Genomic DNA, 18939 nt, shown 5'->3' with positions numbered 1-18939 from the left:
ATGCCCACAAGAAAACTCACGATGGCCCATCGTTTTTTCTAGTTCGACAAAATCTGCCCGCTCATTAAATCTTCGACCAGCCCTGAGCCTGCGGGGATTCGATCAATAAAAAAGAAACCAGACGAGCATTCCTCATGGGCATCAATCTGAAATTCGGCCACAAGATTCTTCTGGGTGCCTGCCTCATCGTGATGGCGGTATTTCTGTCTTTCTCGTTGTTCAACGACCATCGCCAGCAAGCCAGCACCCGCGAAGCACTGCACCGCAACCTACAGGCCACCGGCCAGTTGCTGGGCGCGAACCTCGACAGCTGGCTGGCCGGCCGGATCCTGTTGATCGAAGGTGCCGCCGAAACCATCGCCGCCAATCCCACCCCGCAGACCATCGGTGCAATTCTCTCCCAGGACATCATTACAAGGACCTTCATCGCCAGCTACGTCGGCCTTGAAGACAGTCGTTTCTTTATCCATCCCGAACGGGTAATGCCCGACGGGTATGATGTTCGCCAGCGCGCCTGGTACAAAGACGCGGCTCGCAGCCTTGAACCCGTGCTGACCGAACCCTACATCGGTGCCGGTATTGATTACCTGATCATGACCCAAGCGGCGCCGATCAAGGTCGATGGCAAGGCCGTGGGTGTGCTGGGTGCGAGCCTGAGCCTGGAGCAACTCGCGAAAATCATCAATGCCGTGGACCTCAACGGCATAGGCTACGCCTTCCTGGTCAGCGACGACGGCAAGATCCTGGTGCACCCGGACAACACACGAATGACCAAGACTCTCGCCCAAGCGTTCCCCGAAGGCCCGCCGAGCATCAACAGCGCCTTGAATGAAGTGCAGGAAAACGGCCGGACGCGGATCGTCACGTTTACCCCGATCAACGGCCTACCCTCGCTGCACTGGTCCATCGGACTTTCAGTGGATAAAGACAAGGCCTACGCCGCACTCCACGAGTTTCGCACTTCGGCGTTGGTCGCCACATTGATCGCCATGCTGGTGACGGTCGGTTTGCTCGGCCTGTTGATCAATGCCCTGATGCGACCACTACGCAGCATGGGCTCGGCCATGCAATCCATCGCCGATGGCGAAGGCGACCTGACCCAGCGCCTGCACAGCCTGTCCCGGGACGAGTTCGGCATGATGGCCGGCGGGTTCAACCGCTTCGTCGAACGTATCCAGCAGTCGATCCGGGAAGTCCTGGCGTCCAGTGTCCAACTCACCCACTTGGCGGCACAGGTCAGCCAGGCGTCAAACGCATCCCTGAAAAGCTCTGACACTCAAGCGGCGCTGACCCATAACGTCGCCACGGCTATCAACGAGCTTGGGGCCGCAGCCCAGGAAATCGCCCGCAGCGCCGCTCATGCCTCAAGCCGCGCCTCTGATACCAGGGATCAGACCCAAGAAGGCCAGGCGGTGGTGCAGCGCAGTATCAGCGCCATGTCGCAACTCTCGTCGCAGGTGGTCAATACCCGCCAGGACATCGAAAGCCTGAATGAGAAAACGCTGAAAATCGGACGTATTCTCGACGTCATCAAAGGCATCTCCGACCAGACCAACTTGCTGGCCCTTAACGCTGCCATCGAGGCCGCCCGCGCCGGAGATGCCGGGCGCGGTTTTGCTGTGGTCTCGGACGAAGTCCGTACGCTCGCCCATCGCACCCAACAGTCCGCTCAGGAAATCCACAGCATGATCGAGGAACTGCAAGCAGGTGCCGGCAGCGCCGTGAGCGCCATGCTCGAAAGCCAGCGTCACAGCGACGACAACGTCACTACCGCCAGGCTCGCGGGCGAGCGACTCAACCGTGTGCTGCTGGGCATCGGCGAGATCGACGAGATCAACCTGTCGGTAGCCACCGCCACCGAAGAACAAACCTCAGTGGTGGACAATCTGGATCGCGACATCAGCCACATCAATGACCTGAACCAGGAAATGGTCGGCAATTTGCAATCCACCTTGCAGGCCTGCACAGAACTGGAAAACCAGTCACGCCGCCTGCAACAAATGGTCAACACTTTCAAGATCTGAGGGTCATTACAACCGGGTAGGCGGGACGCGGGGCAGTGCTCGTTTGTGGGCCGTCTTGAGGTAGGCGCGCTCAATGATCTGTCGCGCCTGCGGCGACACCGCTTCGCCCATCAGATACCCATCAATTTGCTCGTAGCTGCAGCCATACGCCACTTCATCGAGCTTACCGGGTGCCAGGTCTTCCAAATCGGCGGTCGGTGCCTTGCGCACCAGGTACGCGGGGGCGCCTATCGCATCGGCCAACAATCTCACCTGAGTCTTCGTCAACCCGGACAGCGGGGCCAGGTCGCACGCGCCGTCGCCGAACTTGGTGAAAAACCCCATGACCGCCTCCGCCCCATGATCGGTGCCAACCACCAACCCATTGCTCAGATTGGCAATGGCATATTGCGCCAGCATCCGCGCCCGGGCCTTGGCATTGCCTTTGGCAAAGTCGATGAGCTCGGCGCCAGGCTGCAAGCCGTCGATGGCGATACTGCCCATCAGCCCGTCGACACAAGCGGCGATGTTGCTGGTGGTGATCACGTCCGGCCGGATGAAGTCCAGGGACGCCTGGGCGTCTTGCTCATCTGCCTGAGCCTTGTAGGGCAACCGGACGGCGATAAAGCGCGCCTCGTAGTCTGCCTCGCGCAATTGCTCCACCGCCAACTGGCATAGGCGGCCGGCGGTGAGCGAGTCGACACCGCCACTGATCCCCAGGACCAGGGACTTGCAACCGGACTCGCGCAAGATCTGCTTGATGAATTCGATGCGGCGGGCAATCTCGGTGGCTTCGCCACCCCGTGTGAGTTGACGGTCGATGCCCAGTTCCCGGGCAATGCGTTCTTGCACAAGCGAAGTCATATCAGGCTCCCAGCTGTGGATTGATCAGGGCAACGTTGAACACTTGGGCGGCGTACCGCAGAAACGAGGCATCCTCGCAGACGTTCTTGATCGGGTCGTCGGAGAATTTCACGACCGGCTCGCCGTGGACCCGCACCAGCTTCATGACGATGCTCAGCGGTTCGACACCGTCGACATCGCAGGCCAGGCTGGTGCCCATGCCGAAACCGAATTTGGCCTTGCCGCGAACATGCCGCAGGATCGGCAGGCATTTTTCGAAATTGAGGCCATCGGAGAACATCAGGTCCTTGGTGCGCGGGTCGATGCCCAGCTCCTGATAACGCCCCAGCACCTTGTCGGCCCAGACGATCGGGTCACCGGAATCCTGGCGCAGGCCGTCATAGAGCTTGGCAAAGTACAGGTCGAAATCCTTGAGGAAGAAATCGGTGCTGATGCAGTCCGTCAGGGCGATACCGAGGCGGCCGCGATACTCGCGCACCCAGTTTTCCAACGCCGCGTTCTGGCTCTCGCGCAAGCGCCCGAGTTGTTGATGCACCATCAGCCATTGGTGAGCCATGGTGCCGATCAGGGGCAGATCGAACTCGTAAGCCAAGTGAGCGTTACTGGTGCCGACAAAGACCCCAGGAAAATCGCTGCGCATGATATTCACCACTTCACGCTGGGCCCTGAACGACAGCCGCCGCCGGGTGGAGAAGTCTGAAACGCGAAACTCGGCGAGTTCTTCACGGCTGGCGTTTTTCTCCAGCCATTCGAACTTCTGGTACAGCTTGCGGGTGACGTCGGCCAACTCGACTTCGGGGTACTTCTCGCGGTTGCGCAGTTCACTGACCATGGCCAATACCGGTTGCTCGAACATGATGCAGTGCAGCATCGGCCCCCGGACGCGGATGTGCAGTTGGCCGTCGACTTCCGAAACGTGTATGTAGCGCAAATTGAAGCGAAACAAGCCGAGAAACTGTTCGAAGTCCGGTGTCAGGTATTCGCGGAAACGCTTGTTGAACAGAAACCGCTGCTCCCCTTCGCGCAGCTGCAACCCCGCGAGCCTCTCCAGCTCCACACGAATATCCGGGATCAGGTGACCGAGCCGCTCCTTGGAGCGCACGATGAACTGGTATTCCACCTCGACATTCGGGTGCTGGTGCAAGACCGCCTGCATCATGGTGAAGGTGTAGTAGTCGGTATCCAGAAGACTCTGGATGGTGCCGCTGTTTGAATCGAATGCACTGTCCATGGCTCTTCCTTATGCGTTCGCCAGCTGGAGGGTTTCTTCGCGCGTCGCGGCAACCGAGACGCCCGCTTGCCGCATGTCTTGAATGGCTTGAATGGCCCCCTCTTCACTGATGGCCCGGCAAGCCGGGAGGTGAATGATCACCTTGAAGCCGGCGGCGGCCAGTTGCAGAGCGGTGGTCTTGACGCAGAAATCCAGCGCCAGCCCGCCAACAATCACCTGCTGCACACCCAGGCCGTTCAGGTACTCGATCACCCCGGTGGACAGCTTGCCGTGCAGGTCGTGGTAGCAGGCGCCGTACGGGTGCAAATCCGGCTCGACGCCCTTCCAGACGAAATAGTCGTAGTCGTAGGGAGTCGGCAGTTGATCCAGCAGGGCGAAACCTTCGGTGCCGGGAACGCAGTGGCTGACCCAGGTGATGTCGGCATGCTCGAGCCCGGTCGGCACGAACATCTGTGCGTGATCGGCGACCACCCACGGAGCCAGGGGCGAATGGGCGTCCTTGCTGCCGATGCGGAGGCTGGCCAGCGACGCGATGAAATTCAGCTCACCGCCAATCTGGTCACCGCCCGGCACCGGAAGCTCATCGGGGCATAGCGGCGTAAAGCTCTTTTGCGCATCGACATCGAAGGAAGCTGTTTTCCGGGTCAGGCTGTTCATGCTGGGTTTCTCCTCTTCATGGTCACGAGAGTACATAAGGTGTACTTTCATAACAAGCCACTCGCAGAAAATATTTTTGATGATCCATCTTTAATTAGTGGCTATGAATCAGCACAAAGCAGGTTTTCACTAAAAAGATTTTGCTGATAGAGTACATGTCATGTACCAAAAGAGGATGTGCCATGTTCGAGATTGCCCTTTATGGCGGCGCCTTCAATCCCCCGCACGCCGGTCACGCCCAGGTGATGATCGAGGCCTCACGCCTGGCCAGACGCGTGCTGGTGGTCCCCAGCTTGCGGCATCCCTACGGCAAGCAAATGGTCGACTATGAGGTTCGCCTGAACTGGCTGGAATCGATCGTCGAAAAGGTGCAGCCACTGTGCTGCGCCGAAGTGCGTGCAAGCCGGGCGGAACAGGTCGTGGCCCGTGGCGTTGAAGGCGCAATCTACAGCTACACCCTGCTCGCCCACCTCGCCGACAGCCTGGCCCTGGACGGCAAGCGGATTGCGTTGGTGGTGGGCCAGGATGTTGCGGATCGGCTGCCGACCTTCTACCGCGGCCAGGAATTGCTGGAGCGTTTTTCCATCCTTTGCGTGGAGGAAAAGATCCACGTGCGCAGCACGGTGATTCGCGACCGGCTGGCTTTGGGCGAGCCGCTTCCCAGCGACTGGATGGCACCCGGCATGAACCCGTTAAACTATGGTCTTTACGCTCCCCACGGAAATCGACATGCCCACTAGCACAGCCCCCGCGCGCGGTTATCTGCACACCATCGACCTCTGTGTGCTGCGCTTCTGCCGGGAAACCCACGCACTGGAAATCCTCCTGAACCGACGGGAAGCCGAGCCGTTCGCCGGCCATTGGGCGCTGCCCGGGATCGTGGTCAATGGTGACGTCGAAGATCTCACGCTGAACGACGCCGTGGAGCGCCTGCGCAATTCAAACAAGGTGGGCATGCCGCTGGCCTGGATCGAACAGGTCGGCACCGTCGGCGACGCGTTCCGCGATCCGCGCTGCTGGTCGTCCTCGACGTTCTACCTGGCGATTGTCAGCGAGGCGGTCCAGCTCGCCGAACACCAGCGATTTTTTCCCCTCAAGGACGTCGCTGACGCCTCGATCAAACTCCCTTTCGACCACAACAGCCTGGTGGCTGCGGTCCAGGAGCGATTGCTGTCCAAGGCCCTCTATAGCAGCCTGCCGCTGATGTTCCTGGGCCCGGAATTCAGCGCGCCGGAAGCGGTGGGCATTTTCTCCGTGGTGCTCGATCGCCCGGTGCTCAAGACCAGCATGCGCCAGCGTTTGCTGAAGATGACCGAAGCGGGTTATTTGCAGGAAACCGGTCGCAAAAAAAGCGGCGACGGCGGCCGCCCACAACGCACGGTGGAGAATCTCAAACCGGACAGCGTTTATCTTTTTGATCGGTGTTTTCTGGAGTGATTTGTGCGTACGGCCAGCACACCTTCCTCGCCCCGATATCAAAGGCCATGGGGTCTCTGCTAGATCAAAGAACAGCTTAGGAGAGTCCTTCGAGCAATCCGGCTTCGCCCAGCAAGTCCACGATGACATGCTCGTCAACCGCGTAGACACCACGAGAGGCTTTCCAGACCAGCTTCTTTTCCTGAAGGGCGATGAGCGCTTGCTGAACACCCGGCACTTCGACCTTTATATCGTGCTCTGCGATACCGGCCTGCTCCATCGCTTTCGCATAGAGCTCCATGGTGGGTGCCTCGAAAGGCGCATAATTATCGCCTTTGGCACTCATGACGCGGATAACGGCGGACTGGATAGGGGTCAGGCTATGAATAACTTTCTTGAGGTTTGCGTTGAGCTCGTCAGCTTGCGCCCGAACCAACGTTGCGAATCGCTCGGGGATGGTTGCAGGATCCAGCGCAAAATCGAACCTGATCTCATCGGCGGCGGCACCTAGCAACTCAGGGCGATAACCACTCTCCTTGAACAACTCGAACACATTAGAGGGATCGAGCGGATAGGCAAGATCGATATTCGCGCAGAACCAGTTTATGAAATTCTGATCCAGGGTTGGAAATTGAACCATGGAGGCCCCAAAGAAAGCTTGGTCCTTACTATTGCGGAGCATGGCGAGCTTGTCCCGGTTAGATCCGGTGCAGACGATGCGAAGACCGTGGTGCTTCGAACTGTTTAGCTCGTCCCTTGCCGCTTTCAGTGCGAAAAGCGCCGCAACGCCTTCATCCGTGGTGATCGCATGTTGAGCTTCGTCGATCATCAGGACGATGATCTTCTTCGACTCATCCGAAAGCGCCGCGAGCGCGGTGGTCAAGTCGATATCCCTGCCCAGCGCCAGTCTTTTATGATTCTAAAGCTGTTGACACTTGCAGCGCTGTTACTTCATTCATGTAATTGCTCTTGCAAGGCCTCGTAACGCTGCCAGCCATCGGCCACCAGTTGCAATGAATGCTGTTGTTTTCTAGCGCTTTCCAGCTCTCGGTGAATGTCGGTCAGATCATCATATGAAAGTATTTTTTCATAATTGCGGGAATAATCGAGAAATCCCTTCAGTCACTCCAGCCCGCAGTAAAGACCTTGCCAGGATTCATCTGCCCCGCCGGGTCCAGCGCGCGCGCTGATCCAAATCGCCAGAGCGTTTAGCTGCGCCCATAAAAAACCCCCTGGATTCAGGGGGTTAGTTTGGCCAGGAAGCTAGCCACAAACCGTCGAGCTGGGAGGCTGTTCCTACGCGCGACGTCCTTACTCAACCGTTACCGATTTTGCCAGGTTACGCGGCTGGTCCACATCGGTACCCTTGAGCACAGCGACGTAGTACGACAGCAGCTGCAGCGGGATGGTGTAGAGGATCGGCGACAGGATGTCGTGGATGTGCGGCATGTGCACCACGTGGGTGCCTTCGCCATTGGTCATGCCAGCCTTTTCGTCAGCAAAGACAATCAACTGGCCGCCACGGGCGCGCACTTCCTGCAGGTTGGACTTGAGCTTTTCCAGCAGCTCGTTGTTCGGCGCGACGGTGACCACCGGCATGTCGTTATCCACAAGCGCGAGCGGGCCGTGCTTGAGCTCGCCAGCCGGGTAGGCCTCGGCGTGAATGTAGGAGATTTCCTTGAGCTTCAAGGCCCCTTCCATCGCCACCGGGAATTGCGCGCCACGGCCCAGGAACAGGGTGTGGTTCTTCTCGGCGAACAGCTCGGCGATTTTTTCCACAGTACCGTCCATGGCCAGGGCTTCGCCCAGGCGGGCCGGCAGGCGGCGCAGCTCTTCGACCAATGTTGCCTCGACCCCTTTGCCCAGGGTACCGCGCACCTGGCCCAGGGACAGGGTCAGCAACAGCAGGCCCACCAGCTGCGTGGTAAACGCCTTGGTCGACGCCACGCCGATTTCGCGGCCGGCCTGGGTCAGCAGGGTCAGGTCGGATTCGCGCACCAGCGAGCTGATGCCGACGTTGCAGATCGCCAGGCTGGCGAGGAAACCCAGTTCCTTGGCGTTGCGCAGGGCGGCCAGGGTGTCGGCGGTTTCGCCAGACTGGGAGATGGTGACGAACAGCGAATCGGGTTGCACCACCACTTTGCGATAGCGGAACTCGCTGGCCACTTCGACCTGGCACGGAATACCGGCCAGTTCTTCCAGCCAGTAACGGGCGACCATGCCGGCGTGATAACTGGTGCCGCAGGCCACGATCTGTACGTTGCGGACCTTGGCGAACAACTCGGCCGCCTGTGGACCGAACGCCTGGACCAGCACCTGGCTCTGGCTCATGCGGCCTTCCAGGGTGCGTTGGACCACGGCCGGTTGTTCGTGGATTTCCTTGAGCATGAAGTGGCGGAACTCGCCCTTGTCGGCGGCTTCGGCACCGTCGCGGTACTGGACGGTTTCACGTACCACGTCTTTGCCGTCGAGGTCCCAGATCTGCACGCTGTCGCGGCGAATTTCGGCGATATCGCCTTCTTCCAGGTACATGAAGCGGTCGGTGACCTGGCGCAGCGCCAACTGATCGGACGCCAGGAAGTTTTCCCCCAGGCCCAGGCCGATAACCAATGGGCTGCCGCTGCGGGCCGCCACCAGGCGATCAGGTTGTTTCGCGCTGATGACCGCCAGGCCATAGGCACCGTGCAGTTCCTTGACGGTGGCCTTGAGGGCGACGGTCAGGTCCACCAGGTCCTTGAGCTTGTGGTTGAGCAGATGGGCGATGACTTCGGTGTCGGTGTCCGAGGTGAACACATAGCCGAGCGCCTTGAGCTGTTCACGCAGGGCTTCGTGGTTTTCGATGATGCCGTTGTGCACCACCGCCAGGTCGCCGGAAAAATGCGGGTGAGCGTTACGCTCGCACGGCGCGCCATGGGTGGCCCAACGCGTGTGGGCGATGCCCAGGCGACCGAGCAGCGGTTCGGCTTCCAGCGCCTGCGCAAGCTCGCTGACCTTGCCCGGACGACGCATGCGTTCGAGCTTCTCGTCGTTGGTAAACACCGCCACACCGGCGCTGTCATAACCGCGGTATTCCAGGCGCTTGAGGCCTTCGAGCAAGATTGCTGTGATGTTGCGTTCAGCAACGGCGCCGACAATTCCACACATGCTATTTCTCCTGGCTGACAGGCGCGCAGATCACGGTGATGCCGCGGGCCTGAATCTGATCGCGGGCCTCTACGGGCAGGCGATCATCGGTAATGAGGGTATGGACGCTGCTCCACGGCAGTTCCAGGTTAGGGATCTTGCGGCCGATCTTGTCGGCCTCCACCATTACGATCACTTCCCGGGCAACCTCAGCCATCACACGGCTCAAGCCCAGCAGTTCGTTGAAGGTGGTGGTACCTCGAACCAGATCGATGCCGTCGGCGCCGATGAACAGCTGGTCGAAGTCATAGGAACGCAGGACCTGCTCGGCCACCTGGCCCTGGAACGACTCGGAGTGAGGATCCCAGGTACCGCCGGTCATCAACAGCACCGGCTCGTGCTCCAGTTCGCTCAAGGCGTTGGCGACGTGCAGGGAATTGGTCATCACCACCAGGCCCGGCTGTTGGCCGAGTTGCGGAATCATGGCCGCCGTGGTGCTGCCGCTGTCGATGATGATGCGCGCGTGCTCGCGGATCCGCTTCACGGCGGCCCGGGCAATGGCCAGTTTGTACTTGGAGACGGTTTGCCCGTTATCGGCCACCAACTCCTGCGGCATCGGGACCGCGCCACCGTAGCGACGCAGCAGCAGGCCGTTGGTTTCCAGGGCGGCGAGATCCTTGCGAATCGTAACTTCCGAGGTTTCGAAGCGCTTGGCCAACTCATCCACACTGACCTCACCCTGCTCCTGGAGCAAGGCAAGGATGTTGTGACGGCGTTGTGGTGTGTTGCGTTTCGACATGGCGGTATAAGTTTCGATTCGAAAGATAACGTAAGCAATCAAAACCTATTGAAGCGATATCGTCAAGACAGCAGAAGAAAAATTCAGAAAGTCCCTAAATCACTGTGGGAGCGAGCTTGCTCGCGAAGGGGCCGGGTCAGGCAATGCTGCTTTACCTGATATACCGCTATCGCGAGCAAGCTCGCTCCCACAGGGGGGGTTGTGGATAACTTTAGGGCTTCTTGATTTTCTCCGGCCGCTTCCAGCCGTCGATATTGCGTTGGCGGGCGCGTCCGACTGCCAATTGGCCTTTATCCACATTCTGGGTAAGGGTCGAACCGGCTGCCGTGGTCGCACCGCTGGAGATATCCACAGGTGCTACCAAGGAGTTGTTCGAGCCGATGAACACATCTTCGCCCAACACGGTTTTCCACTTGTTGGCGCCATCGTAGTTGCAGGTGATGGTCCCAGCACCGATATTGGTGCGGGCGCCGACTTCAGCGTCACCGAGGTAGGTCAGGTGCCCGGCCTTGGCGCCTTCGCCCAGGTGAGCATTCTTCAGTTCAACAAAGTTACCCACATGGGCACGGGCTTCCAGCACAGAGCCTGGGCGCAGGCGGGCAAACGGGCCAGCATCGCTGCCCTCCCCCATGACCGCACCGTCGAGATGGCTGTTGGCCTTGATCACCACGCCTTTGCGCAGGGTGCTGTCCTTGATCACGCAGTTCGGGCCGATGACCACGTCGTCTTCGATGACAACCTTGCCTTCGAGGATGACGTTGATATCGATGACCACATCGCGACCCACGCTGACTTCACCGCGCACGTCGAAACGGGCCGGATCGCGCAGGGTCACGCCTTGGGCCATCAAGCGGCGGGCGGCGCGCAATTGATAGTGGCGCTCCAGTTCGGCCAATTGCCGGCGATCATTGGCGCCCTGCACTTCCATGGCGTCCAGCGGCTGCTCGGTGGCGACCACCAGCCCGTCGCTGACCGCCATGGCGATCACGTCGGTCAGGTAGTACTCGCCCTGGGCGTTGTTGTTCGACAGACGACTCATCCAGTCACCCAGGCGCTCAGCCGGTACGGCCAGAATCCCGGTGTTGCCTTCAGTGATCGCGCGCTGGGCTTCGTTGGCGTCCTTCTGCTCGACGATGGCGGTCACCTGGCCGTCGACGTTACGCACGATGCGGCCATAACCGATGGGGTCGTCCAGCTCGACGGTCAACAGGCCCAACTGTTGTGGCGCGACATGCTTGAGCAGGCGTTGCAAGGTGTCGACTTCGATCAGCGGCACATCGCCGTAGAGAATCAGCACCGTATCCGCCGTGATGAACGGCACAGCCTGGGCCACCGCATGGCCGGTGCCCAGTTGTTTGTCCTGCAGGACGAAATTCAGGTCATCGGCGGCCAGGCGTTCGCGCACTGCATCGGCACCGTGGCCGATCACCACGTGAATGCGCTGTGGATCAAGTTGCCGGGCGCTGTGGATAACATGGCCGAGCATGGAATTGCCGGCTACAGGGTGCAAGACCTTGGGCAGCGCCGAACGCATGCGGGTGCCTTGACCGGCCGCGAGAATAACGATTTCGAGAGACATGACTGGCTACCAATCCTGGGTGGTCAGCGGCTGCGACCAGATGATGAGTGTCGGGAAAAGAAAAAAGGGTAGCCGAGGCTACCCTTTTTAATCAATCGCACAGAAAGCAGACGGCTTAGCCGCCGAACTTCTTGCGGATCTGCTGGACGGTGCGCAGCTGGGCTGCGGCCTCGGCCAGACGTGCAGCAGCAGAACCGTAATCGAACTCCGCGCCTCGCTCGTGCAGGGCCTTCTCGGCAGCCTTGACGGCTTCCTGAGCGGAGGCTTCGTCCAGGTCGGCAGCACGTTGCACAGTGTCGGCAAGGACCTTGACCATGTTCGGCTGAACCTCGAGGAAACCACCGGAGATGTAATACACCTCGGCTTCCCCGCCCTGCTTGATCAAGCGGATCGGACCCGGTTTCAGATTAGTGATCAGCGGTGCGTGACCCAGAGCGATACCAAGATCACCCAGCTCACCATGCGCAATCACCATCTCGACCAGACCGGAGAAGATTTCCCCTTCCGCACTGACGATATCGCAATGGACTGTCATAGCCATCTGATTGCCTCAACCTAAATTAGCGCCCGTTGCCGGGCGCCGGGATTACAGTTTCTTGGCTTTCTCGATCGCTTCTTCGATGCCGCCGACCATGTAGAACGCTTGTTCTGGCAGGTGGTCGTAGTCACCGTTGAGGATGCCTTTGAAGCCAGCAATGGTGTCTTTCAGGGAAACGTATTTACCCGAGGCACCGGTGAAGACTTCAGCCACGAAGAACGGCTGCGACAAGAAGCGCTGGATCTTACGAGCGCGGGATACCAACTGCTTGTCGGCTTCCGACAGCTCGTCCATACCCAGGATCGCAATGATGTCCTTCAGCTCTTTGTAGCGCTGCAGCACGTACTGGACGCCGCGAGCGGTGTCGTAGTGCTCCTGGCCGATCACGTTCGGGTCCAGCTGGCGCGAAGTCGAGTCCAGTGGGTCAACCGCTGGGTAGATACCCAGGGAAGCGATGTCACGGGACAGAACGACGGTGGCGTCCAAGTGGGCGAAGGTGGTCGCTGGCGACGGGTCGGTCAAGTCATCCGCAGGTACGTATACCGCTTGGATCGAAGTGATCGAACCTTCCTTGGTCGAAGTGATACGTTCTTGCAGAACGCCCATCTCTTCAGCCAGGGTCGGCTGGTAACCTACTGCCGAAGGCATACGGCCCAGCAGTGCGGATACTTCGGTACCGGCCAGGGTGTAACGGTAGATGTTGTCGACGAACAGCAGAACGTCGTTACCTTCGTCACGGAACTTCTCGGCCATGGTCAGGCCGGTCAGGGCTACGCGCAGACGGTTTCCCGGCGGCTCGTTCATCTGGCCATAGACCAGTGCCACTTTGTCCAGAACGTTGGAATCCTTCATCTCGTGGTAGAAGTCGTTACCCTCACGAGTACGCTCACCCACACCGGCGAACACGGAATAACCGCTGTGCTCGATGGCGATGTTACGGATCAGTTCCATCATGTTTACGGTCTTGCCTACACCGGCACCACCGAACAGACCCACTTTACCGCCCTTGGCGAACGGGCAAACCAGGTCGATAACCTTGATGCCGGTTTCCAGCAGGTCGTTGCCGCCTGCCTGTTCAGCGAAGGATGGCGCAGGACGGTGAATGCCCCAGCGCTCTTCGGTGTCGATCGGACCCGCTTCGTCGATCGGGTTACCCAGTACGTCCATGATCCGGCCCAGGGTCGCTTTACCGACCGGTACGGAGATGGCAGCGCCAGAGTCGATAACGTCCAGACCGCGCTTCAAGCCTTCGGTAGAACCCATCGCAATGGTACGAACGATGCCGTCGCCCAGCTGCTGCTGAACTTCCAGGGTAGTTTCCGCGCCTTGTACTTTCAGCGCGTTGTAGATGCTCGGTACGCTGTCGCGTGGAAATTCCACGTCGATAACGGCGCCGATGATTTGAACGATACGTCCGCTACTCATAGCTGGATCCTCTGAATATTTGAACCGTTAAACCGCGGCAGCGCCGCCGACGATTTCCGAGATCTCTTGGGTGATCGCAGCCTGACGCGCCTTGTTGTAGATCAGCTGCAAATCGCTGATCAAATCACCGGCGTTGTCGGTAGCGTTCTTCATCGCGATCATCCGCGCTGCTTGTTCAGCTGCGTTGTTCTCGACCACCGCCTGGTAGACCTGCGACTCCACGTAGCGGACCATCAAGCCGTCAAGCAGCTCCTTGGCATCCGGTTCGTAGAGATAGTCCCAGTGGTGCTTGAGTTCCTGTTCCGGGGTCGCCACCAGTGGGATCAATTGCTCCACGGTTGGCTGTTGCGTCATGGTGTTGATGAACTTGTTGGATACCACGGACAGGCGGTCAATCCGGCCTTCCAGGTAAGCATCCAGCATCACCTTGACGCTGCCGATCAGGTCATTGATCGACGGTTCTTCACCCAGGTGGCTGATAGCAGCGACGACGTTGCCGCCGAAGTTGCGGAAGAAAGCCGCACCCTTGCTACCAATCACGCACAGATCGATCTCGACGCCTTGTTCGCGGTTTACAGCCATGTCCTTGACCAGGGCCTTGAACAGGTTGGTGTTCAAGCCACCACACAGACCACGGTCACTGCTCACCACGACGTAACCGACGCGCTTGATAGCACGGTCGATCATGAACGGGTGGCGATATTCCGGGTTGGCGTTGGCCAGATGACCAATAACCTGGCGGATGCGCTCCGCATAAGGGCGGCTAGCAGCCATGCGCATTTGTGCCTTGCGCATTTTGCTGACCGCCACTTTTTCCATGGCGCTGGTAATTTTTTGCGTGCTTTTGATGCTCGCAATCTTACTGCGAATCTCTTTTGCGCCTGCCATGTAACACCTATCAGGTTAGCAAGCGGGAGCCTTGCGACTCCCGCTGCGGCTTACCAGGTTTGGGTGGCCTTGAACTTCTCGATACCGGCTTTCATGCCAGCGTCGATTTCGTCATTGAAGTCACCCTTCACGTTGATCTTGGCCAACAAGTCGGCGTGATCGCGGTTGAAGTAAGCAATCAGCGCTTGTTCAAAGCTGCCGACCTTGGCGATTTCAACGTCAGTCAGGAACCCACGCTCAGCGGCATACAGCGACAGCGCCATGTCAGCGATCGACATTGGTGCGTATTGCTTCTGCTTCATCAGCTCGGTAACGCGCTGACCATGCTCAAGTTGCTTACGGGTCGCTTCGTCCAGGTCAGAAGCGAACTGGGCGAATGCCGCCAGTTCACGGTACTGGGCCAGGGCGGTACGGATACCACCGGACAGCTTCTTGATGATCTTGGTCTGAGCGGCACCACCCACACGGGATACCGAAACACCGGCGTTCACAGCAGGACGGATCCCGGAGTTGAACATGGCCGATTCCAGGAAGATCTGACCGTCGGTGATGGAAATCACGTTGGTCGGAACGAACGCGGAAACGTCGCCAGCCTGGGTTTCGATGATCGGCAGAGCGGTCAGGGAGCCGGTCTTGCCGGTCACTGCGCCGTTGGTGAACTTCTCTACGTACTCTTCCGAAACGCGGGATGCGCGCTCCAGCAGACGGGAGTGGAGATAGAACACGTCGCCTGGGTAGGCTTCACGGCCTGGTGGACGGCGCAGCAGCAGGGAGATCTGGCGGTAAGCCACTGCCTGCTTGGACAGATCGTCATAAACGATCAGCGCGTCTTCACCGCGGTCGCGGAAGTATTCGCCCATGGTGCAACCGGAGTACGGTGCCAGGAACTGCAGCGCAGGAGATTCCGATGCGCTCGCCGCCACGATGATCGTGTTGGCCAGGGCGCCGTTTTCTTCCAGCTTGCGAACCACGTTGGCGATGGTCGATTGCTTCTGACCGATGGCTACGTAGACGCAGAAAATGCCGCTGTTCTTCTGGTTGATGATCGCGTCGATCGCCAGAGCGGTCTTACCGATCTGACGGTCACCGATGATCAGCTCACGCTGGCCACGGCCGACAGGGATCATGGCATCGACAGCCTTGTAGCCAGTCTGTACAGGCTGGTCTACCGACTTACGCCAGATCACGCCAGGAGCAACTTTCTCGACCGCGTCGGTCTCGGTGTTGTTCAGCGGACCTTTACCGTCGACAGGGTTGCCCAGTGCGTCGACGACGCGACCCAGCAGTTCCTTACCAACCGGAACTTCGAGGATGCGGCCGGTGCACTTGGCGCTCATGCCTTCGGCCAGCGACTGGTAGGAACCCAGTACAACGGCACCTACGGAGTCTTGCTCCAGGTTGAGGGCCATACCGTAGACGCCGCCCGGAAACTCGATCATCTCGCCGTACATGACGTCGGCCAGACCGTGAATCCGCACGATACCGTCAGATACGCTGACGACAGTGCCTTCGTTACGGGCTTGGGAGGTCACATCGAGCTTGTCGATGCGGCCCTTGATAATTTCACTTATTTCGGAAGGATTGAGTTGCTGCATTGCTCTGCTGCCCCTTCAAACTCAAGATTTCAATGCTTCGGCAAGTTTCGCGATTTTGCCGCGAATCGAGCCATCGATAACCAGGTCGCCGGCGCGGATTACAACGCCCCCTATCAGGGACTTGTCTTCCTCGACTTGCAGGCGCACTTCCCGGTTGAGTCGTGCACTGAGAACCTTGGCGAGTTTGTCTTGCTGTTCTTGGTTCAATGCGAAAGCACTGGTCACTTCCACGTCTACCGACTTCTCTTGCTCGGCCTTGTACAGGTCGAAAAGAGTGGCGATCTCCGGCAGAAGCAGGAGACGGTCGTTTTCGGCAACGACGTGAATGAAATTCTGTGCCTTGGCATCGAACTTGTCGCCGCACACGTCAATGAACGTGGCGGCCTTTTCTGCGCTCGTCAGTCGCGGGGCCTTGAGCACGCGCTGCATGGTGTCGTCTTGCGACACCGCTGCAGCCAGGCCGAGCATGGCTGACCAATTGGCCAGTTGCTGGTGGGCCTGAGCGTGCTCGAAGGCCGCCTTAGCGTAAGGTCGGGCCAACGTGGTCAGTTCTGCCATGATCGCCCTCGCTTAGATTTCAGCAGCCAGTTGGTTAACCAGCTCTGCGTGCGCGTTTTGATCGATTGTGGCACCCAGGATCTTCGAAGCACCGCCAACGGCCAGGGCACCCACTTGGGCACGCAGCGCGTCTTTGACACTATTGAGTTCCTGTTCGATCTCGGCTTGAGCCTGAGCCTTCACACGGTCAGCTTCGACGCGAGCCTGTTCACGGGCTTCGTCGACAATCTGGGTACCGCGTTTCTTGGCTTGCTCGATGATTTCAGCTGCCTGAGCCTTCGCTTCGCGCAGTTGCTGACCCACTTTCTCATGGGCCAACTCCAGGTCGCGAGCTGCACGGCTGGCAGCGTCCAGACCATCAGCGATCTTCTTTTGACGTTCGTGCAATGCCGCAATGACCGGAGGCCATACGAACTTCATGCAGAACAGTACAAAAATCAGGAACGCAACGGACTGGCCAATCAGGGTCGCATTAATGTTCACGCCAACACCTCGCAGTTACGTTGTCCATCACACCAATCTACTCGAGACATCCGAGTAATTAGCCAGCGATTTGACCAACGAACGGGTTCGCAAAGGTGAAGAACAGCGCGATACCAACACCGATCATGGTCACGGCGTCGAGCAGACCGGCCACGATGAACATTTTGACTTGCAGCATTGGAACCATTTCTGGCTGACGCGCTGCGCCTTCCAGGAACTTGCCGCCCAACAGGCCGAAACCAATTGCGGTACCCAGTGCGCCCAGGCCGATCAACAGTGCAACAGCGATAGCGGTTAGACCAACTACAGTTTCCATCTTTCCTCCCGACTTTTACGTCGTATGGTTTAGGTTTTTTAGATTAAAGCGGTAAAACAAATCGTTTCTCAGCCCGGTTCGGGCTCCTTCCCGTTTGACCGGGAAGGACATCAGACTAGTCGAGACTGGCCTTAATGGTTTTCTTCGTGCGCCATCGACAGGTAGACGATGGTCAGCATCATGAAGATGAACGCCTGCAGGGTGATGATCAGGATGTGGAACACAGCCCACGCCCATTGCAGGACTACACCCAGGCCGCTGAGCCACAGCAGGCCGCTGCCGAACATCACAGCGATCAGGATGAACACCAGTTCGCCGGCATACATGTTGCCGAACAGACGCAGTGCCAGAGAAATCGGTTTGGCGATCAGGGTCACGAATTCGAGCAGGAAGTTCACCGGGATCAGCAGGGCTTGAACCAGGATGTTCTTGCTGCCGAACGGGTGCAGGGTCAGTTCGCCGATGAAGCCGCCGATGCCCTTGACCTTGATGCTATAGAAAATGATCAGTGCGAAGACCGAGAAGGCCATGCCCAGGGTTGCGTTCGGGTCGGTGGTCGACACGGCGCGGAATGGGATGTGGTGGTCGCCGGTGATCAGGATGGCCAGCTGAGGAATCCAGTCGACCGGTACCAGGTCGACGGCGTTCATCAGGAACACCCAGACGAAGATGGTCAGTGCCAGCGGTGCGATCACCGGGCTACGGCCATGGAAGCTGTCTTTCACGCTGCCATCGACGAATTCGACCAGTACTTCAACGAAGTTCTGCAGTGCACCAGGCTGACCGGAAGTCGCCTTCTTTGCCGCCATGCGGAAAAGAAGAACGAAGATCAGGCCCAATGCGACCGACCAGCCGAGGGTATCGACGTGGAAAGCCCAGAAGCCCATTTCCTTGGCTTCTGCTGCGGAGTGGGCAAAGCCCCAGCCGCCGTTGGGTAGCTGACCGAAGGTCAGGTTCTGCAAGTGGTGCTGGATATAGCCCGAAGCGGTTGTCTCTGCCATGGTTGCCTCAAACGCCCTAAGGTCTCGAAAGTCTTGTTCTCATTAGCAGGGGAGCGAACCAGCTAACCAGTTGGGTCAGCACGAAGACGCTGAATACAGCCAGCGGCGCCAGTGGCTTCACACCTGCGAACGTCAATGCAAACAGCACTGCCGTCAAAATCAGTTTCCCCGCCTCGCCGGCATAAAAAGACCGGACGATAGCCTGGGCTGCTCGGGCGCCGGAAAACCGAAAGGCCCTGTGAGCGAAGTAAATATTGGGAAGCAAGGCTATCAGGCCTCCGCAAAGCCCTGAGTATCCGGCGACGACTCCTTTCCATTGCCAAAGCGCCAATGCGGCGATCAGTACAACGGTGAATTGGGCCATCAAAACCGGGAAAACTGCCAGACGATGGAACGGCAAGCGGTTTGGCGTGCGGGTTTCCATCGCTTTTGCTCTCCAATAGTCGGCCGCCATAATTCAATA

At 58.8% G+C, this 18939-nt stretch carries 19 protein-coding genes; 3 read left to right on the top strand and 16 right to left on the bottom strand.

The window, feature by feature from the left end:
- Window positions 1-134 precede the first annotated feature (134 nt).
- Complete coding sequence (locus AB4Z20_RS00930) at window positions 135-2024, top strand: methyl-accepting chemotaxis protein (protein WP_442089145.1); 1890 nt, start codon at window positions 135-137, stop codon at window positions 2022-2024.
- Between the two features lie 6 nt (window positions 2025-2030).
- On the opposite strand, the gene nadE is transcribed toward AB4Z20_RS00930, so the two are convergent.
- Genes nadE through AB4Z20_RS00915 form a run of 3 tightly spaced genes read right to left on the bottom strand, consistent with a single transcriptional unit; the run spans window position 2031 to window position 4755 of the window.
- Complete coding sequence (nadE, locus tag AB4Z20_RS00925; RefSeq protein ID WP_442089144.1) at window positions 2031-2867, bottom strand: ammonia-dependent NAD(+) synthetase; 837 nt, start codon at window positions 2865-2867, stop codon at window positions 2031-2033.
- Between the two features lies 1 nt (window position 2868).
- Window positions 2869-4098, bottom strand: a complete 1230-nt coding sequence (gene pncB, locus AB4Z20_RS00920) for a nicotinate phosphoribosyltransferase (RefSeq protein WP_214511118.1) — start codon at window positions 4096-4098, stop codon at window positions 2869-2871.
- A gap of 9 nt (window positions 4099-4107) precedes the next feature.
- Window positions 4108-4755, bottom strand: a complete 648-nt coding sequence (locus AB4Z20_RS00915) for a nicotinamidase (RefSeq protein ID WP_320389662.1) — start codon at window positions 4753-4755, stop codon at window positions 4108-4110.
- A gap of 182 nt (window positions 4756-4937) precedes the next feature.
- Between AB4Z20_RS00915 and AB4Z20_RS00910 the strand changes: the two genes are divergently transcribed.
- Both AB4Z20_RS00910 and AB4Z20_RS00905 read left to right on the top strand, forming a co-directional pair.
- The gene (locus AB4Z20_RS00910) at window positions 4938-5495 is read left to right on the top strand and encodes an adenylyltransferase/cytidyltransferase family protein (RefSeq protein ID WP_258690087.1); all 558 of its coding nucleotides are present in this window, start codon (window positions 4938-4940) and stop codon (window positions 5493-5495) included.
- On the top strand, window positions 5485-6192 hold the full coding sequence (locus tag AB4Z20_RS00905) for an NUDIX hydrolase (protein ID WP_258690088.1): 708 nt from the start codon (window positions 5485-5487) through the stop codon (window positions 6190-6192). Before AB4Z20_RS00910 ends, AB4Z20_RS00905 begins: the two co-directional genes overlap by 11 nt.
- 76 nt (window positions 6193-6268) lie before the next feature.
- Here the strand turns inward: AB4Z20_RS00905 and AB4Z20_RS00900 are convergent, their stop codons facing one another.
- From AB4Z20_RS00900 to AB4Z20_RS00840, 13 genes are all read right to left on the bottom strand, one after another.
- Window positions 6269-7054 carry a hypothetical protein gene (locus AB4Z20_RS00900; RefSeq protein WP_442089143.1) on the bottom strand — a complete coding sequence of 262 codons (786 nt, stop codon included), beginning with the start codon at window positions 7052-7054 and terminating at the stop codon, window positions 6269-6271.
- A gap of 428 nt (window positions 7055-7482) precedes the next feature.
- Window positions 7483-9315 carry a glutamine--fructose-6-phosphate transaminase (isomerizing) gene (glmS, locus tag AB4Z20_RS00895; RefSeq protein WP_214511122.1) on the bottom strand — a complete coding sequence of 611 codons (1833 nt, stop codon included), beginning with the start codon at window positions 9313-9315 and terminating at the stop codon, window positions 7483-7485.
- 1 nt (window position 9316) lies between these two features.
- Window positions 9317-10093, bottom strand: coding sequence for a DeoR/GlpR family DNA-binding transcription regulator (locus AB4Z20_RS00890; protein ID WP_060739917.1), 777 nt, complete (start codon window positions 10091-10093; stop codon window positions 9317-9319).
- A gap of 211 nt (window positions 10094-10304) precedes the next feature.
- Window positions 10305-11672 (bottom strand): bifunctional UDP-N-acetylglucosamine diphosphorylase/glucosamine-1-phosphate N-acetyltransferase GlmU, encoded by a 1368-nt coding sequence (gene glmU / locus AB4Z20_RS00885; protein ID WP_253470569.1) that lies wholly within the window; start codon window positions 11670-11672, stop codon window positions 10305-10307.
- 115 nt (window positions 11673-11787) lie between these two features.
- Window positions 11788-12213 carry a F0F1 ATP synthase subunit epsilon gene (locus AB4Z20_RS00880; RefSeq protein WP_003207087.1) on the bottom strand — a complete coding sequence of 142 codons (426 nt, stop codon included), beginning with the start codon at window positions 12211-12213 and terminating at the stop codon, window positions 11788-11790.
- Window positions 12214-12258: 45 nt separating this feature from the next.
- Window positions 12259-13635 carry a F0F1 ATP synthase subunit beta gene (gene atpD / locus AB4Z20_RS00875; RefSeq protein ID WP_003207089.1) on the bottom strand — a complete coding sequence of 459 codons (1377 nt, stop codon included), beginning with the start codon at window positions 13633-13635 and terminating at the stop codon, window positions 12259-12261.
- A gap of 27 nt (window positions 13636-13662) precedes the next feature.
- The gene (gene atpG, locus AB4Z20_RS00870) at window positions 13663-14523 is read right to left on the bottom strand and encodes a F0F1 ATP synthase subunit gamma (RefSeq protein WP_003207090.1); all 861 of its coding nucleotides are present in this window, start codon (window positions 14521-14523) and stop codon (window positions 13663-13665) included.
- A 50-nt stretch (window positions 14524-14573) separates the two neighbouring features.
- The gene (gene atpA, locus AB4Z20_RS00865; RefSeq protein WP_003207093.1) at window positions 14574-16118 is read right to left on the bottom strand and encodes a F0F1 ATP synthase subunit alpha; all 1545 of its coding nucleotides are present in this window, start codon (window positions 16116-16118) and stop codon (window positions 14574-14576) included.
- A 21-nt stretch (window positions 16119-16139) separates the two neighbouring features.
- Window positions 16140-16676 carry a F0F1 ATP synthase subunit delta gene (locus tag AB4Z20_RS00860; protein ID WP_003207094.1) on the bottom strand — a complete coding sequence of 179 codons (537 nt, stop codon included), beginning with the start codon at window positions 16674-16676 and terminating at the stop codon, window positions 16140-16142.
- A gap of 12 nt (window positions 16677-16688) precedes the next feature.
- Window positions 16689-17159 carry a F0F1 ATP synthase subunit B gene (locus AB4Z20_RS00855; protein ID WP_003187193.1) on the bottom strand — a complete coding sequence of 157 codons (471 nt, stop codon included), beginning with the start codon at window positions 17157-17159 and terminating at the stop codon, window positions 16689-16691.
- 58 nt (window positions 17160-17217) lie between these two features.
- Entirely contained in the window at window positions 17218-17475 is a 258-nt protein-coding gene (gene atpE, locus AB4Z20_RS00850) for a F0F1 ATP synthase subunit C (RefSeq protein WP_003097235.1), read from the bottom strand.
- Between the two features lie 131 nt (window positions 17476-17606).
- Window positions 17607-18476 carry a F0F1 ATP synthase subunit A gene (gene atpB, locus AB4Z20_RS00845; protein ID WP_214511126.1) on the bottom strand — a complete coding sequence of 290 codons (870 nt, stop codon included), beginning with the start codon at window positions 18474-18476 and terminating at the stop codon, window positions 17607-17609.
- Between the two features lie 16 nt (window positions 18477-18492).
- Window positions 18493-18900: a F0F1 ATP synthase subunit I gene (locus AB4Z20_RS00840; RefSeq protein ID WP_013694636.1), complete on the bottom strand. Its 408-nt coding sequence runs from the start codon at window positions 18898-18900 to the stop codon at window positions 18493-18495.
- Window positions 18901-18939: the final 39 nt, after the last annotated feature.

It is taken from the genome of Pseudomonas sp. KB_12, from assembly GCF_052114545.1.
In the GTDB taxonomy this organism is placed as follows: domain Bacteria; phylum Pseudomonadota; class Gammaproteobacteria; order Pseudomonadales; family Pseudomonadaceae; genus Aquipseudomonas; species Aquipseudomonas brassicacearum.
Note: the sequence above shows the minus strand (reverse complement) of the source record. Positions and strands in the feature narration are given on the sequence as shown.